This is a genomic window from Lentzea sp. NPDC102401, from assembly GCF_044765805.1.
Classification (GTDB): domain Bacteria; phylum Actinomycetota; class Actinomycetes; order Mycobacteriales; family Pseudonocardiaceae; genus Lentzea; species Lentzea sokolovensis.
This window is the reverse complement of sequence record NZ_JBIWKS010000004.1, coordinates 117,635-132,341: the sequence shown is the minus strand read 5'-3', so window position 1 is coordinate 132,341 and position 14,707 is coordinate 117,635. Positions and strand designations below refer to the sequence as shown.

Here is a 14,707-nt window from a genome sequence, read left to right as displayed (position 1 = left end):
CTCAGCCCTGCCTGACCTCGGTCTTCTGCACCTTCGCGCGGCCGATCTCCGCCTGCACCTTGATGCCCGCCGCCACGTCCACGAGCTGGCGCACGACCACGTCCTCGTTGCGGATGTCCGCGATCTTCTGCTTGGTCTTCGTGACGAACTCGAACGCCGTGACCTCCGCCGCCTCGATCTCGGCGACCTTCTGGAAGTCCTTGCTGAAGTCCAGGATCACCTCCGCGTTGTCGAGGACCACCAGTTGGTAGTCCGACGGCGCGTCGGAGGCGAAGCCCTTCTTGAACTCGCCGGCGACCTTGATGCCGTCGGCTGTCTCCTCGAAGTCGAGGACACCGGCGACTGGGGTGAACAACGCTTCCTGGAAGTCGGCGGTGGCCTTCACGGGGTCCGGCGCGGCCAGCGCGGGGGACGCCGTGAGGGTGACGGTCGCGAGCAGGACGGTGGCGATGGTCAGCAGTTTCGGCATGTCTTCGTTCGTACCTGCGGGCACAGGGCCCTGCTCGGTCAAACGCATCGCTCGATCGGGCGTTGACGTCGTACGCTCAGTGCCGACGTCGGGGGACGTGTGCCTTCCGGGGGAAGTCGAATGAGCGCTCACATCGAACTGAGAGATGTCCGCGTCACCGGGTACGTGGCCCAGGGCCTGATCGTGCTGGTCGCCGTGGCGAGCGCGCTCGGCACAGCACTCGACCTGAGCACGGGTGAGGCGAGGCGCGACGTGCTCGCGTCACTGCTGTTGCTGCCCGCCGCGGTCGCGTTCGCGATCTGGGTCCGGCACGCCTCGGTCAACGCCACGGCCATCGGCCTGCGCGAGGCCAGGCAGATGGCGGACGTGTGGCGGGCGTCCGACGTGACGCAGCACGACAAGCCGTTCGAGGAACGGGTGCCCAGCCCGTGGATCAAGCCCTGGCAGTACGCGTTCCTCGCGATGATGCTCGCCAACGCGGCCGAGACGTTCGTCGACGACGGGCCCGCCTACCGCGCGGCGGCGGTGCTGTCCCTGGCGCTCACCGTCGTGGCCGCCGCTCTGGCCGTCGTCGTGATCGCCCAGGTCTCCGCTCTGCAACGACCGGAGCGGATCGCTCAGCTCTAACGCGCCGAGCGCATCCCCCGCACCAGCAGCATGACGGAGTCGCGCACCTCCGCGCGTGACCGCTCCGGCTGGAACACCTGCCAGTCCAGCGCGATCACGAGCAACGTGCCGAACAACGCCGCCGACGCGGTGCCGACCTCGACCCCTTCCGGCAGGCGGCCCGCGTCGGACAGGCGCTTCATCTGACCGCGCACGATCGACACGATGTCGTCGCGCAGCAACGAGAGAGTGCCGTGCCACTGGCCCGGCGTGCGCCACAGCTCCGAGACGAGCAGCTGGCCGAACGCCGGGTACTCGGCCCAGAAGCCGAGCATCTCGTCGACCAGCGCCTCCAGCGAGTCCTCCGACCCCTCCGCGGACCGCAGCCGGCCCGCGAGGATCTCCACGCCGTGGTGCAGCAGCGCTTCGACGAGGGCGTCCTTCGAGGCGAAGTTGTAGTAGATCGTGCCTTTGGCGACGCCCGCCTCCGCGGCTATCTCGTCGACCGTCACCGAGGCCGCGCCCCGTTCGCCGACCAGCTTCAACGCCGCGTCGAAGAGCTTCTGCTTGGTAGCTGTCGTTCGCGCGCTCACAGCACGAGCTCCGGCTTCAGCTTGGACGCTGTCCACACCCGCTGCTTGTAGGCCGCCACGGACGACAAGGCTAGGGCTCCGAGCAGCCAGGCGAGAAGGATCAGCGCGTCCTTTCCCACGCTGCCGAGGTCACCGCCGTACATCAGGTGGCGCAGACCGTCGACCGCGTAGCCCATCGGCAGGCCGTAGTGCAGCGGGTACAGCGGCACGGGGATCGTCTGCCACGGGAACGTGCCACCCGCGCTGACCAGCTGAAGGATCAGCAGGATCAGGCCCAGGAACTTGCCTACGGCGCCGAACGCGGCGTTCAGCGCGTGCAGGATCGCCACGAACGTCAGTGACATCAGAGCGAGGAACCCGAACGTGCCGATGGGGTTCGACGGCTCGATGTCGACCACGAACCGCACGACCGTGAACATCACCAGCACCTGCACGATGCCGAGCAACGCACCCGGCAGCCAACCGCCCACGGCGACACGCAGCGCTGACTGACCGGCGGCGAGCGCACGGCGTGAGAGCGGGCGCAGCAGAAGGAACAGCACGAACGCGCCGATCCACGTCGCCAGGCCCAGGAAGAACGGTGCCAGTCCGGCGCCGTACGTGGCGGCCTTCGTCTGGGACAGGCCGCGCACCGCCACCGGGTCACCGATCGCCTGCGCGATCGCGGCACGCGTCGGGTCGTCCTGGTCCGGGATCTTGTTGATGCCGCCGGACAGGCCGTCGCTCAGTTCCGCCGCGCCGGTCGCGAGCTTCGTGGCGCCGTCCTTGAGCTGCGGGGTGCCGGTGGCCGCCTTCTGCAGGCCGTCGCGGAGCTGCGCGTTGCCGTCGGCGAGCTTCGTGGCGCCATCGTCGAGCCTGGCGACGCCGGAGACGAGGCCGGGCATCTTGGACGAGAGCTGCTCGGCGCCGTCGGCCACCTGGTCCGCGCCGGTCGCGAGCTTGCGGAGATCACCGGCGGCGCCCTGGACCTTGCCGTTGGCGTCGTCCACCGGCTTGCGGACCTGACCGATCGTGCCCAGCACGTTCTGCACCTGCTCCTCGGTGAAACCCAAGGCGCGCAAGCGGGTCGCGATGTCGCCGTTGGCCTGGTCGAGCACGCCGACGAGCGCTTGGGCCTTCTTCGCGTACTCCTCGGCCTGGGTCGCGGCGGTCTCGTTGCCGGTGGCGACCTGGCGCGCGCCGTCCGCGATCTTCTTGGCACCTTCTGGCAGTGGTGCGGTCTGCGAACGGAGTTCGTGCGTGCCGTCGCGGAGTTGCGCGGCGCCGTTGGCCGCCGTCACCGCACCCGTGGAGAGCTGCTGGACGCCGCTGTCGAGCTCGCCGATCTTGTCGCGCAGTGTCGCGCTGCCGTCCGCGAGCTGCTTGGCGCCGTCGGCGGCCTTGGTGGTCTCCTGGCGGATCGTGGAGAACCCGAGCAGCAGCTTGTCCGCGGCCTCGGTGGAGACCTTCGCCGTGACCGCCCTGCGCACCTCGGACACGACCTGGTTCGCGATCGTGCTGCCCAGGTAGTTGTTGGCGTCGTTGGTCGTCAGGGTCAGCACGCCCTGGCGCGGCTTGTTCTGCTCCGCGGACGTGAGCGCCTCGGAGAAGTCCTCCGGCAGCGTCAGGGCGAAGATGTACTTGCCCTTGCGCACGCCCTCGTCGGCGTCGTCGACGACCTGCCAGTTGAACTTCTTGCCGTTCAGCAGTTCGTCCGCGACGTCCTTGCCGGCGTTGAGGTCCTTGGCGCCCTTGTCCTTCACGACCAGCGCGGCGGGGACGTGGTTGAGGTTCGCGTACGGGTCCTTGTTGGCGTACAGGTACAGCGACGCGTACAGCAGCGGCACGAGCGCCAGAGCCAGTACGGCGAGCTTGGGGAGCTTGCCGGAGGTGATCCGGCGGAGTTCGTTGAAGGCCATGCGAAGGGCGCTCATGCGGTGATCTCCATCTTGGTGTCGTTGTCCTCACCAAGGCGCGCGTGCGGGAGGTCGAGGATGTGAGCGGAGGAGTTCGAGCACAGGACGACGACGGACCGTTCGGGGGTCACGTGGTCGTGGGCCAGTGCGAACCACTCGCGCGGATCAGGGTGGTAGCGGTCGGGGCAGTCGAGGATCAGCGCCGTGACGCCGGGGCGTGCGGCGGCCAGGTCGAGCATCACGGCGCAACGCGTGCGTGCCGGGATGTGCTCGAAGCGTTTGGTCGCGTGCTCATCGGCGGCGTGCTCCACCAACCAGTCGTGCACTGCCTTCTTGCCGGAGGGCATGCCGTTCATCGCGAGCTCCTCGCCGACGACGGCGGACAGGGTCAGCGCCTCTTCCGGTTCGTTCACCTCGGGGGCGTCGATCAGCACGACGCGCTTGCGCAGCGTCTTCGCGTCCGGCGACACGGTGCCCGTGGACGGCTTCATGCGGCCGGACAGCAACAGGCCGAGCGCCGTGTGACCGGTGCCGGGCTCGCCCGCGACCAGCGTGAGCTCGCCGGGCTTCACGATCAGCGAAGTCGGCCGGAGCAGGGGACCATGGCCCCCGTTGACGCCTGCTCGACTTGCGTGGATCTCCACGGCTTTACCCTCCGTTTAAACTGACCGGTCAGTACAAATTCTCCCGCAGCCTTCGGCGCTCTGCAACTCGGACATTGGTCACCTAAGGGCGGAGGCGGGGCGTACTTCCCAGACGGTCCACAGCGGCCGGTAACCCTGACGCGGCCAGAAGACGCTGCTCAGCGGGTTCGGCGGGTTGTAGTAGAGGTAGGTGCCGACCGTGCCCATCCGGTGAAGTTCCTGGTGGGCGTGGGCGAGGAGCTGCTGGCCGATGCCGTTGCCGCGGGCGCCGGGGAGCACGGAGACGCAGTTCACATAGCCCCAGCGGCCGCGGGGGAGTCGCGCGGCCGCCATCGTGCCTGGTTCGGACGACACGATCGCGCACTCGGCGAGGGCCACCGCGATGCCGTCGCGTTCGGCGAGCCAGATGGGGCTCGCGTTCTCGAGCCGCTCGACCAGTGCCCGGCGTTTCACCGCCGCGGCCTCCGGGCGCACGATCGTCGAGCCGACGTGGGAGGAGTACTCCAGCTCCGCGAGCGACAGCTCCAGCACGGTCTCCAGGTCGCGAGGGGTGGCACGGCGCATCGTGAGCGTGCGGGAGATGTGCTGGGCCGGCGTTTTCAGGCGCACGGCGAGCACGGACAGCGGCACGAGGCCGTGATCCAGGAACGCCCGTGCGGCTTTGCTGTCGCGGCTCGGCCAGTGCACGACGCACGCCGTGTCGTCGCCGACCTCCTGCGAGTCGAGGTGCCGGCGGAAGCGGGTGAGCAGCGCGTCCATGCCCTGCGCCTCCCCGACCAGGGGGAGCATCTCCCAGACCTCGGCCGTCGACCACAGCCGCGTGATCGAGTGCGGTTCGAAGCTCTGGTGGCTGACGACCCCGGCCACGCGCGTGCCGTCCGCCAGCGCCGCCGTGATGACGTGGCCGTCCATCGGCGGTTCGGTGGCGGGCGGGAGCAACGGGTCCAGCGACGCGAAACGTGCCGACTGGGCCGCCACCAGTCCGCGTGCCGAGGTCATGGCCGTTGAGATTACGACGTCAGGCGGGTCCGGAAGATCGCGGTGCCGGGGAACAGCTTGCCGCGCAGTGGGCTCCACTGGCCCCAGTTGCGGGTGTGGCCCTTCGGCCATTCGGGTTCGACCAGGTCCTCGACCACGAAGCCGGTGTTCGTGAGCGCACGGACGTAGTCGCCGAGCGTGCGGTGGTGCTCCACGTAGGTGGCCCTGCCCTCGTCGTCCACCTCTACATAGGGGGTGCGGTCGAAGTACGACTGCGTGACGGTGAGACCGAGCGGGCCGGGGTCGTCGGGGAAGATCCACCGCATCGGGTGGTTGACCGAGAACACCCAGGGCGCGCCCGGCCGGAGCACGCGGGCGAGTTCGCGAAAAACTTCCTGGACGTCCGCGACGAACGGCACTGCGCCGAACGCGCTGCAGGCGGCGTCGAAGGAGTCGTCCCTGAACGGCAGCTGGTCGGCGCTGGCCTGGACGAGCGGGACGTCGATTCCGGTGGCCGCGTTGTTCACGCGGGCGTGCCGGAGCATGCCCTCGGAGATGTCGAAAGCGGTGACGTCCGCCTTGTTGTCCTTGAGCCAGCGGGCGCACGGGGCGCTGCCGCAGCCCACTTCGAGAATGCGCTGACCAGCGATTTCACCCAGGAACCGGACGTCGTCCTCGCGCACGCCCTCCGGGCACCAGACGAAGTCCGCCGCGCCCAGGAAGTCGCCGTGCGTCTCGTGGTAGTCGTCGGCGTCCGCGTCCCACCAGATTCGGTTCGCCACCCGCGACTCGGCGGCGTCCGCCCCGCGCTTGACGATGCCGGTGGTGCCGAGCGCGTGCTCCGCGCTCGCGTGCTGGTTGGACACACTGCTCCTTCACGTGGGGGCTGGTTTGCTTGCGCGTCTCGCGGCCGCGTACGATATCGCGTGCGTAGTGGGTTAGTGCTGCCCATGATCCAGAACCGCGGGATTCCAGGTCGCTGTGTCGCTGCGCGCGCACCACTACCAGCCAATCAATGCCAATCCGTACCGGAGCCACCTACCTAATGTCCACCGACACCACCACCGCCCCCGTTGCCGCTGCTCCCAAGCAGGTCGCGATCAACGACATCGGGACGGAGGAGGACTTCCTCGCAGCTATCGACAAGACGATCAAGTACTTCAACGATGGCGACATCGTTGAGGGCACGATCGTCAAGGTCGACCGGGACGAGGTCCTGCTCGACATCGGCTACAAGACCGAGGGCGTCATCCCCTCGCGCGAACTGTCGATCAAGCACGACGTCGACCCCAACGAGGTCGTCAAGGTCGGTGACGAGGTCGAGGCGCTTGTTCTCCAGAAGGAGGACAAGGAAGGCCGTCTGATCCTCTCCAAGAAGCGCGCTCAGTACGAGCGTGCGTGGGGCACCATCGAGGCCCTCAAGGAGAAGGACGAGCCCGTCAAGGGCACGGTCATCGAGGTCGTCAAGGGTGGTCTCATCCTCGACATCGGCCTCCGCGGCTTCCTCCCCGCCTCGCTCGTCGAGATGCGTCGCGTCCGCGACCTCCAGCCGTACGTCGGCCGTGAGCTCGAGGCGAAGATCATCGAGCTGGACAAGAACCGCAACAACGTGGTCCTGTCCCGTCGCGCGTGGCTCGAGCAGACCCAGTCCGAGGTCCGCAGCGAGTTCCTCAACCAGCTGCAGAAGGGCCAGGTCCGCAAGGGCGTCGTGTCCTCGATCGTCAACTTCGGTGCCTTCGTGGACCTGGGTGGCGTCGACGGTCTCGTCCACGTCTCGGAGCTGTCCTGGAAGCACATCGACCACCCGTCCGAGGTTGTCGAGGTCGGCCAGGAAGTCACCGTCGAGGTCCTCGACGTCGACATGGAGCGCGAGCGCGTGTCGCTGTCGCTCAAGGCGACGCAGGAAGACCCGTGGCGCCAGTTCGCCCGCACCCACGCGATCGGCCAGATCGTGCCGGGCAAGGTCACCAAGCTGGTTCCGTTCGGTGCGTTCGTCCGCGTGGACGAGGGCATCGAGGGCCTGGTCCACATCTCCGAGCTGGCCGAGCGCCACGTGGAGATCCCGGAGCAGGTCGTCCAGGTCGGCGACGACGTCATGGTCAAGGTCATCGACATCGACCTCGACCGCCGTCGCATCTCGCTGTCGCTCAAGCAGGCCAACGAGGGCTTCACGGTCGACACCGAGTTCGACCCGACCCAGTACGGCATGGCCGCCGAGTACGACGACCAGGGCAACTACATCTACCCCGAAGGCTTCGACCCGGAGTCGCAGGAGTGGGGCGAGGGCTTCGACAAGCAGCGTGAGGAGTGGGAGCGCCAGTACGCCGAGGCGCACACTCGTTACGAGGCCCACATGAAGCAGATCCGCAAGGCCGCCGAGGCCGAGGAAGAGGCTTCGGCCGAGGGTGCGGGCAACTACACCTCCGGTGGCGACGCTCCTTCCGCGTCCGTCGGTGCGCCGGCTCAGTCCGGTGGCACGCTTGCCTCCGACGAGCAGCTTGCTGCTCTTCGGGAGAAGCTGTCGGGCGGCATGTGAGTCCGGGATTCCCTGGCTCGCGCTAGCTGACTGAACGAAGGCCCCTGCACCCTTTGGGTGCGGGGGTCTTTGTTTGTCAGACCCTCTGAGTAGGTTGAGATGTAGGGGTTCCCGGATCGGGGGGACGCCTGCGTCAGCGTGTGTTCCGGTGCTGTGCGCGGTCTTCGCGGTCTTGCGGGTGGTCACCTTGCCAACCGCGACCTTGCGGGTGGTCACCTTGCGGGCGGCGACCTTGCGTTGGGTGCTTCCCCTGGGGGCTCTGCCCCCAGACCCCCGGCAATCTGATCGGGGGGTGGCGCCGTGGGTGGGTTGATGGCACGCCTGTTGCGTCGGGCGGCTGCGCGTTGCTTAGGGGGTTGCGTTGGCGGTGGGGCCCCGTCACGAGCCGCACCAGGAGCGGGCCACATGCGAGAAGGGGTGTCAACTCGACGAAAAGCGTGTCGAGTTGACACCCCTTCTCGCATGCAGCAGGAGCTGTGGTGCGACTCGTGACGGGACCCCACCGCCGGGCCCGCTCGGTAAGGACGGCTCGCCTTCGGCTTCGCGGTTGTCTGCGTACCCGTTCACTCTGTGGTGGAGGGTCAACCTCGTTGTGTAGGTTGACAAACCTATGCGTGGGAACAAGCTCGTCGTGGCGCTCGGTGCGGGTGTGCTGGTGGTTTGTGCGGCCTGTTCTGCTGCTGTGCCGCAGACTCAGGCGCCGCCGCCTCAGATTCCTCGGATCACGCCGCCCACTACGCCGTCTCGGGTTCCGGTGATGGTGGATCGGGCGTTGCCTGACGACTGTGAGCTCGTGGTGCCTGCTGAGGTCATGAACGCGACGCTCGGGCAGGAGCTTGGCGGGGAGCCTCGGATCATCGTCGGCATCAAGGAGCCCGGGATCGGGCGGACCGGGAAGATCGACTGTTACTACGGGATTCCCGAGAAGAAGAACCTGCCGGACGCCAAGATCGTCATCGGGCTGTCGACGTACACCGATGACCTGACGGCTCGTACTCGTGTCAACGAGAGTGTCGAGGCGGAGCGGGCCGAGGGGGCGAAGATCACCGAGGTCGACGTCGGCAAGCAGAAGGGGACGTTGGTCGAGGGCAAGGACGAGCAGTTGCTCATCGGGTCGCTCGGGAAGTCGACCTTCGTGGTGCGCAACCGGAACAACTTCATCCCCAAGGAGAAGTTGGTCGCGGTCCTGCCGGTACTCGCCCAGCAGTCGATGACGCCGCCCGTCTAACCTGACCCGCATGCTCAGGGTGGGGTTGACCGGGGGAATCGGGTCCGGCAAGTCGACGGTCGCGCGGTTGCTCGTGGAGCGCGGTGCCGTTGTCATCGACGCGGACAAGCTTGCGCGTGAGGTGCTTGAGCCTGGGACTGACGGGCTCAAGGAGGTCGTCAAGGCGTTCGGTGAGGACGTGCTCAACGCTGACGGCACGCTCGACCGGGCGGCGTTGGCCGCCAAGGCGTTCGCGAGTGAAGAGGCTCGGCAGACGCTCAACGGGATCACGCATCCCCGGATCGGGGCGCTGACCGGACAGCGGATGAGCGAGGCCGCCGAGGACGCCATCGTCGTGCACGACATCCCGTTGCTGGTGGAGCGGGACATGGCGGCCATGTACCACCTGGTGATCGTCGTGTACGCGGACTCCGCGACGCGGCTGGGGCGGCTGGTCGACAGTCGCGGCATGGATCGGCAGGATGCCGAGAACCGGATCGCCGCGCAGGCCACCGATGAGCAGCGGCGGGCCGTTGCGGACGTGTGGCTGGACAACAGCGGTGAGGTTCCGGACGTCACGACGTTGTGGGACCGGTTGGTGGGATTCGAGAAGAACCTGCGGACCGGGGCCTACGCGTCCGGCTCGCCGATCGTGGTGCCCTACGACGGGCGGTGGCCTGCTCAGGCTCGGCGGATCGCGCGGCGGATCAGCATGGCGGCAGGTGGGCGGCACGTCGAGCACATCGGGTCCACGGCGGTACCGGGGCTCGCGGCCAAGGACGTGCTCGACTTCCAGCTGGCCGTCGAGGACATGGAGACCGCGGACGATCTGCGGGAAGCGTTGGGGCAGGCCGGGTTCCCTTACCTCGGGTCGTACGAGGACACGCCGCGTGGCGAGGGTGACTGGAGCAAGCGGCTGCACGCCGGCGCTGACCCTGGACGGCGCGTGAACCTGCACCTGCGCGTCGAAGGCGCGGCGAGCTGGCGGTGGGCGATCGACTTCCGCGACTGGCTGCGGCACGACGCCGCGGCTCGTGAGGAGTACACCAACCTGAAGTTGGAACTGTCCCAACGTTTTGCGGCCGATACCACCGGGTTCGCCTACGGTGAGGCGAAGGAACCCTGGATGGAGGCGGCCGTGCAGCGCGTCGAGGCCTACAGGGGCGGCCAGGAGTCGTAGATGCCGTGCCACGTCAGCCACGACGTCAGGTTGTGGTTGACGTTGCTCAGCTCTTCGAGGGTGCGGTGGACCGTGCGCAACGCCTGGTCGGCGTCACCCGGCCGCAGCACGCGGCCCGCGACGGCGGCGGCGAACTCCTCGCTGCGCACGATGCGGGCCGTGGTGCCGCCGGGAACGGCCAGGCCCAGCAGCAGGTCCGTGGTCTGCCAGTGGCGGTGGTCGCGCTCGACGCGCACCGCGGACAGCACGCTCGGAGTGCTGCGCGCGTGCCGGGAACGCGGGCGGTAGGTCGTCAGGCGCACGCCCAGTTCGGGCATCAGCCAGGTGACCTCGGAGTCCGAGAACGGGTCCTCCGGAGTGGGATGCTCGATTCGCAGACCCCACCGTTCGACATTGCACGAACTGAGCGTTCGTGATCCACCGGACGAATAAGCGCGCACGCCCGAAATGGTGTCGACGACATCGACCAACTGAGGTGTAGTGACCGCTCCCACGCCGCCGAGCGTAGTCAAATATGTGCTCGCAGTTACACGCCGGGTCGATTTGTTACGTCACGGTCAGGTGACGAACACGCTCTGTGTACTAACGCCAGGACGTAGGACAACCCGAAGAGGTGAGCCACCTGACCACATCGTGACCGTGCGCTGAAATTCCGGACACCGCCGTGTAGGTGGTTTCCAGTGCCCATTGCGCGCGTTGCGGTGAGAGCAGGTTGTGCTGAACTGCGGAGATCAACTCGTCCGTGTCCAGAACGGTGACGCTGTGACCCGTTCGGACTATCAGGTCGAGGTACAGATCGGTTGTTTTCCAGACGCTGCCGATCGCGTTGATCTCCACGACGTCCACGTAGAAGTCGAAGTCGAGCTGATGACCCTGATGCCAGGACTGGCGCGTGACGCGGATGTTGAGCTTGGGCAGGAACCAGCTCTCGAAGTGGCTGATCTTCGGATGCCCCGCGAGCGGCCGGAACATGTAGAGGCCGGTCGGCGTGAGACGGAACTCGTCGACGCTGCGCAGCTGCCCCTTGGGATCGGTGTTGCTCTTGGCGTCCAGGTCGAAGTACTCGATCTTCGGCGGATGGATGTGTGCCACGTCCGCGATACTGCCATCGTTGGAGGCCGCGGCCACTTAGGATGCCGCGCATGTTCGGGATCATCCGCCCCTGTCGCAACAGAATGGGCGCTGAGCTGCGGTCCGCGTGGCTCTCACACCTTTGTGGAATGTGCCTGTCGCTGCGCGACGAGCACGGTCATCTCTCGCGTCTCGTCACCAACTACGACGGGCTGATGATCTCGGCCGCGGTGGAGGCGCAGTCCGGCGTCTCGCGGCGGACCGCAGGGCCGTGTGCGTTGCGCGGCATGAAGTCCGCCGACGTGGCCGTCGGTTCCGGGGCACGGCTGGCGGCCTCGGTGTCGCTCGTGCTGGCGTCGTTGAAGATCCAGGACCACGTGGACGACGGTGACGGCCTCGCCGGACGGGTCGGGTGGGCCGGCCGCGCGGTGGCGCGGCGCTGGGCCTCCAAGGGGCTGGGGACGGCGTCCGACCTCGGGTTCGACGCGTCGGTGATGGTGGACGCGGTGCGGCGGCAGCCCGAGGTGGAGGCCGGTGCCGGGCTCGGCAGCTCCGTGCTCGTGGTCACCGAACCCACGGAGACCGCGACCGCGTTCGCCGTCGGGCAGACCGCGATCATCGCCGGGAAGCCGCAGAACGTCGAGCCGTTGCGCGAGGTGGGCCGCCTCTTCGGACGGGTCGCGCACCTGATCGACGCCGCGGAGGACCTGGAGGAGGACCGCGCTTCGGGAGCGTGGAACCCGTTGCTCGCCACCGGAACACCCGTCTCCGAGGCGCATCGGCTTTGCCTGGACGCCGTGACGGGGATCAGGCTGGCTCTCGACGAGGTCGAGTTCACCGACGCCCGCCTCGTGCACAAGCTGCTGGTGCACGAGCTGGAGGAGTCGATCATTCGGGTGTTCGGCAAGCGCAAGCGGCACGAGCACCCGCCGGGCAAGCCGCGCTGGTCGGACCCCGGCAGCGGGCTGTGGTCCTATCCGAGGCTCAACTGGCAGCGGCAGCCGCGTGGGTGCTTCGAGGGCTGCGGAGCGTTCCTCTACATGTGCGGAACGTGTCAGTTCTGCTGCCGCGACCCGTTCCCCGGGCCGTGGAGCGACAAGCGGCGGGACGGCTGCGACCCCGGCCCCGACTGCGGCCCGAACTGTGACTGCGACTGCAACTGCTGCCCATGCGATTAGGCCTCTGAGCAGGCATAATCGGAAATTGTCAGACCTCCGGCGTAACGTGCTTCCCGTGGCTTTCGCAACCGAGCTCCCGCCAGAGGAAAGCACCGTCAAGGCGCACTCCGAGCACCGTCCCGTCGGCGACATCGTCCGGTCCGACGGGCAGTTCCGCGTGGTCAGCGACTACCAGCCCGCCGGCGACCAGCCGGCGGCCATCGCCGACCTCGAACGCCGCGTCCGCGCCGGCGAGCGCGACGTGGTGCTGCTCGGTGCCACGGGTACCGGCAAGTCGGCGACCACGGCGTGGCTGGTCGAGAAGTTGCAGCGCCCGACGCTGGTGATGGCGCCGAACAAGACCCTGGCCGCCCAGCTGGCGAACGAGCTGAAGGAGCTCTTCCCGCACAACGCGGTGGAGTACTTCGTCAGCTACTACGACTACTACCAGCCTGAGGCGTACATCCCGCAGACGGACACGTACATCGAGAAGGACTCCTCGATCAACGACGACGTCGAGCGGCTGCGCCACTCGGCCACGATGTCGCTGCTGACCAGGCGCGACGTCATCGTGGTCGCGTCGGTGTCGTGCATCTACGGCCTGGGCACGCCCCAGTCGTACCTCGACCGCTCGATCCCGCTGGAGACCGGCGTGGAGGTCGACCGCGACGCGTTCCTGCGCCTGCTGGTCGACGTCCAGTACACCCGCAACGACATGTCGTTCACCCGCGGTTCGTTCCGCGTGCGCGGCGACACGGTCGAGATCATCCCGTCCTACGAGGAGCTCGCGATCCGCGTCGAGTTCTTCGGCGACGAGATCGACAAGCTCTTCTACCTCCACCCGCTCACCGGCGACGTGGTGAAGGAGGTCTCCGAGCTCCGGATCTTCCCCGCGACGCACTACGTGGCGGGCCCGGAGCGCATGGAGCGCGCGATCCGCGACATCGAGGCGGAGCTGGAGACGACGCTCGCGCAGATGGAGCGCCAGGGCAAGCTGCTGGAGGCCCAGCGCCTGCGCATGCGCACCCAGTACGACCTGGAGATGATGAAGCAGGTCGGCTTCTGCAACGGCATCGAGAACTACTCGCGCCACATCGACGGCCGCGGTGCCGGCACCGCGCCGGCCACGCTGATCGACTACTTCCCCGACGACTTCCTGATGGTCATCGACGAGTCGCACGTGACGGTGCCGCAGATCGGCGGCATGTACGAGGGCGACGCGTCCCGCAAGCGCAACCTGGTCGAGCACGGGTTCCGGCTGCCGTCCGCGTTGGACAACCGCCCGCTCACCTGGGAGGAGTTCGCCGACCGGATCGGGCAGGTCGTGTACCTGTCCGCCACGCCGGGCCCGTACGAGATGGGCCAGGCCGGCGGCGAGTTCGTCGAGCAGGTCATCCGCCCCACCGGCCTCATCGACCCCGAGGTCGTCGTGAAGCCTACCGAGGGCCAGATCGACGACCTGGTGCACTCGATCCGCGAACGGGCGGAGCGCGACGAGCGGGTGCTGGTCACCACGCTGACCAAGAAGATGGCCGAGGACCTGACGGACTACCTGCTGGAGCTGGGCATCAGGGTCCGCTACCTGCACTCCGAGGTCGACACCCTGCGCCGCGTCGAACTGCTGCGGCAGCTTCGTCTCGGCGACTACGACGTGCTGATCGGCATCAACCTGCTCCGGGAAGGCCTCGACCTGCCCGAGGTGTCGCTGGTGGCGATCCTCGACGCGGACAAGGAAGGCTTCCTGCGCTCGGGCACGTCGCTGGTGCAGACGATCGGCCGTGCCGCGCGAAACGTGTCCGGTGAGGTCCACATGTACGCGGACCGCATCACCGACTCGATGCGGCACGCGATCGACGAGACCAACCGCCGGCGCGAGAAGCAGGTCGCCTACAACCTCGAGCGCGGCCTCGACCCGCAGCCGTTGCGGAAGAAGATCACCGACATCCTGGAGGCCGTGTACTCCGAGGTGGAGGACGAGGTCCCGGTCGGCGGCTCAGGCCGCAACCAGTCCCGCGGCAAGCGGGCCACCGGCGAGGGCGGTCGTTCCTCCGGGGTCGTCGCGTCGCACGAGCGGGCCGGGATGGCCCGGTCCGAACTGGCGGATCTGGTGCAGTCGCTGACCGACCAGATGATGAACGCGGCCCGGGATCTGCAGTTCGAGCTGGCGGGCCGGCTGCGGGACGAGATCCAGGACCTGAAGAAGGAACTGCGAGGGATGGACGCCGCCGGGGTCAAGTGACCGCAGGTAGCTTGGGGCGGCAAGGGGGAATCGCTGTACCAGGACGTGGTCGACGAGGGTGGCCTCACGGCTGTGCTTCAGGCGGCCTGTCCTGGCTGTGGCATCGATCTGCGTGACTCTCCGAGAGCCTTC

General features: G+C 67.9%; 14 protein-coding genes. 6 read left to right on the top strand and 8 right to left on the bottom strand.

Going from position 1 to position 14,707, the window contains the following annotated elements:
• Nucleotide 1: 1 nt before the first annotated feature.
• Nucleotides 2-469 (bottom strand): hypothetical protein, encoded by a 468-nt coding sequence (locus ACIRG5_RS15670; protein ID WP_402905162.1) that lies wholly within the window; start codon nucleotides 467-469, stop codon nucleotides 2-4.
• A gap of 120 nt (nucleotides 470-589) precedes the next feature.
• Here ACIRG5_RS15670 and ACIRG5_RS15665 point away from each other — a divergent pair, with 120 nt between their 5' ends.
• On the top strand, nucleotides 590-1,096 hold the full coding sequence (locus tag ACIRG5_RS15665) for a hypothetical protein (RefSeq protein ID WP_402905160.1): 507 nt from the start codon (nucleotides 590-592) through the stop codon (nucleotides 1,094-1,096).
• On the opposite strand, the gene ACIRG5_RS15660 is transcribed toward ACIRG5_RS15665, so the two are convergent.
• The 5 genes from ACIRG5_RS15660 to ACIRG5_RS15640 form a co-directional block, all read right to left on the bottom strand.
• A complete protein-coding gene (locus tag ACIRG5_RS15660; RefSeq protein WP_285639208.1) occupies nucleotides 1,093-1,668 on the bottom strand; it encodes a TetR/AcrR family transcriptional regulator in 576 nt (191 codons plus the stop codon). The two genes, ACIRG5_RS15665 and ACIRG5_RS15660, sit on opposite strands and share 4 nt — an antisense overlap.
• Nucleotides 1,665-3,581 carry a YhgE/Pip family protein gene (locus ACIRG5_RS15655; protein ID WP_402905158.1) on the bottom strand — a complete coding sequence of 639 codons (1,917 nt, stop codon included), beginning with the start codon at nucleotides 3,579-3,581 and terminating at the stop codon, nucleotides 1,665-1,667. Before ACIRG5_RS15655 ends, ACIRG5_RS15660 begins: the two co-directional genes overlap by 4 nt.
• Nucleotides 3,578-4,207 carry an ABC transporter ATP-binding protein gene (locus tag ACIRG5_RS15650; RefSeq protein WP_402905156.1) on the bottom strand — a complete coding sequence of 210 codons (630 nt, stop codon included), beginning with the start codon at nucleotides 4,205-4,207 and terminating at the stop codon, nucleotides 3,578-3,580. The genes ACIRG5_RS15655 and ACIRG5_RS15650 overlap by 4 nt, the downstream gene beginning before the upstream one ends.
• 78 nt (nucleotides 4,208-4,285) lie before the next feature.
• Complete coding sequence (locus ACIRG5_RS15645) at nucleotides 4,286-5,206, bottom strand: GNAT family N-acetyltransferase (protein WP_402905154.1); 921 nt, start codon at nucleotides 5,204-5,206, stop codon at nucleotides 4,286-4,288.
• 11 nt (nucleotides 5,207-5,217) lie between these two features.
• Nucleotides 5,218-6,051, bottom strand: a complete 834-nt coding sequence (locus ACIRG5_RS15640; protein ID WP_402905153.1) for a class I SAM-dependent methyltransferase — start codon at nucleotides 6,049-6,051, stop codon at nucleotides 5,218-5,220.
• Between the two features lie 179 nt (nucleotides 6,052-6,230).
• Between ACIRG5_RS15640 and rpsA the strand changes: the two genes are divergently transcribed.
• The 3 genes from rpsA (at nucleotide 6,231) to coaE (ending at nucleotide 10,108) form a co-directional block, all read left to right on the top strand.
• Nucleotides 6,231-7,721, top strand: coding sequence for a 30S ribosomal protein S1 (gene rpsA, locus ACIRG5_RS15635; protein WP_319977070.1), 1,491 nt, complete (start codon nucleotides 6,231-6,233; stop codon nucleotides 7,719-7,721).
• 772 nt (nucleotides 7,722-8,493) lie between these two features.
• Complete coding sequence (locus tag ACIRG5_RS15630; protein WP_319977069.1) at nucleotides 8,494-8,949, top strand: hypothetical protein; 456 nt, start codon at nucleotides 8,494-8,496, stop codon at nucleotides 8,947-8,949.
• Nucleotides 8,950-8,959: 10 nt separating this feature from the next.
• Complete coding sequence (coaE, locus tag ACIRG5_RS15625; RefSeq protein WP_402905151.1) at nucleotides 8,960-10,108, top strand: dephospho-CoA kinase; 1,149 nt, start codon at nucleotides 8,960-8,962, stop codon at nucleotides 10,106-10,108.
• On the opposite strand, the gene ACIRG5_RS15620 is transcribed toward coaE, so the two are convergent.
• Both ACIRG5_RS15620 and ACIRG5_RS15615 read right to left on the bottom strand, forming a co-directional pair.
• Nucleotides 10,084-10,602, bottom strand: coding sequence for a DUF402 domain-containing protein (locus ACIRG5_RS15620; protein WP_093596810.1), 519 nt, complete (start codon nucleotides 10,600-10,602; stop codon nucleotides 10,084-10,086). The two genes, coaE and ACIRG5_RS15620, sit on opposite strands and share 25 nt — an antisense overlap.
• Nucleotides 10,603-10,690: 88 nt before the next feature.
• Nucleotides 10,691-11,200 (bottom strand): DUF402 domain-containing protein, encoded by a 510-nt coding sequence (locus ACIRG5_RS15615; protein ID WP_402905149.1) that lies wholly within the window; start codon nucleotides 11,198-11,200, stop codon nucleotides 10,691-10,693.
• 50 nt (nucleotides 11,201-11,250) lie between these two features.
• On the opposite strand from ACIRG5_RS15615, the gene ACIRG5_RS15610 reads away from it, so the two are divergent.
• Together ACIRG5_RS15610 and uvrB are read left to right on the top strand one after the other, a co-directional pair.
• Nucleotides 11,251-12,357: a DUF5685 family protein gene (locus tag ACIRG5_RS15610; RefSeq protein WP_402905147.1), complete on the top strand. Its 1,107-nt coding sequence runs from the start codon at nucleotides 11,251-11,253 to the stop codon at nucleotides 12,355-12,357.
• Nucleotides 12,358-12,412: 55 nt separating this feature from the next.
• Complete coding sequence (uvrB, locus tag ACIRG5_RS15605; RefSeq protein ID WP_402905145.1) at nucleotides 12,413-14,575, top strand: excinuclease ABC subunit UvrB; 2,163 nt, start codon at nucleotides 12,413-12,415, stop codon at nucleotides 14,573-14,575.
• Nucleotides 14,576-14,707 lie beyond the last annotated feature (132 nt).

Bases quoted from the DNA above. Each gene is read 5' to 3' on its own strand.
- ACIRG5_RS15670 (WP_402905162.1), bottom strand. From the start codon at position 469: ATGCCGAAACTGCTGACCATCGCCACCGTCCTGCTCGCGACCGTCACC.
- ACIRG5_RS15665 (WP_402905160.1), top strand. From the start codon at position 590: ATGAGCGCTCACATCGAACTGAGAGATGTCCGCGTCACCGGGTACGTG.
- ACIRG5_RS15655 (WP_402905158.1), bottom strand. From the start codon at position 3,581: ATGAGCGCCCTTCGCATGGCCTTCAACGAACTCCGCCGGATCACCTCC.
- ACIRG5_RS15645 (WP_402905154.1), bottom strand. From the start codon at position 5,206: ATGACCTCGGCACGCGGACTGGTGGCGGCCCAGTCGGCACGTTTCGCG.
- rpsA (WP_319977070.1), top strand. From the start codon at position 6,231: ATGTCCACCGACACCACCACCGCCCCCGTTGCCGCTGCTCCCAAGCAG.
- coaE (WP_402905151.1), top strand. From the start codon at position 8,960: ATGCTCAGGGTGGGGTTGACCGGGGGAATCGGGTCCGGCAAGTCGACG.
- ACIRG5_RS15610 (WP_402905147.1), top strand. From the start codon at position 11,251: ATGTTCGGGATCATCCGCCCCTGTCGCAACAGAATGGGCGCTGAGCTG.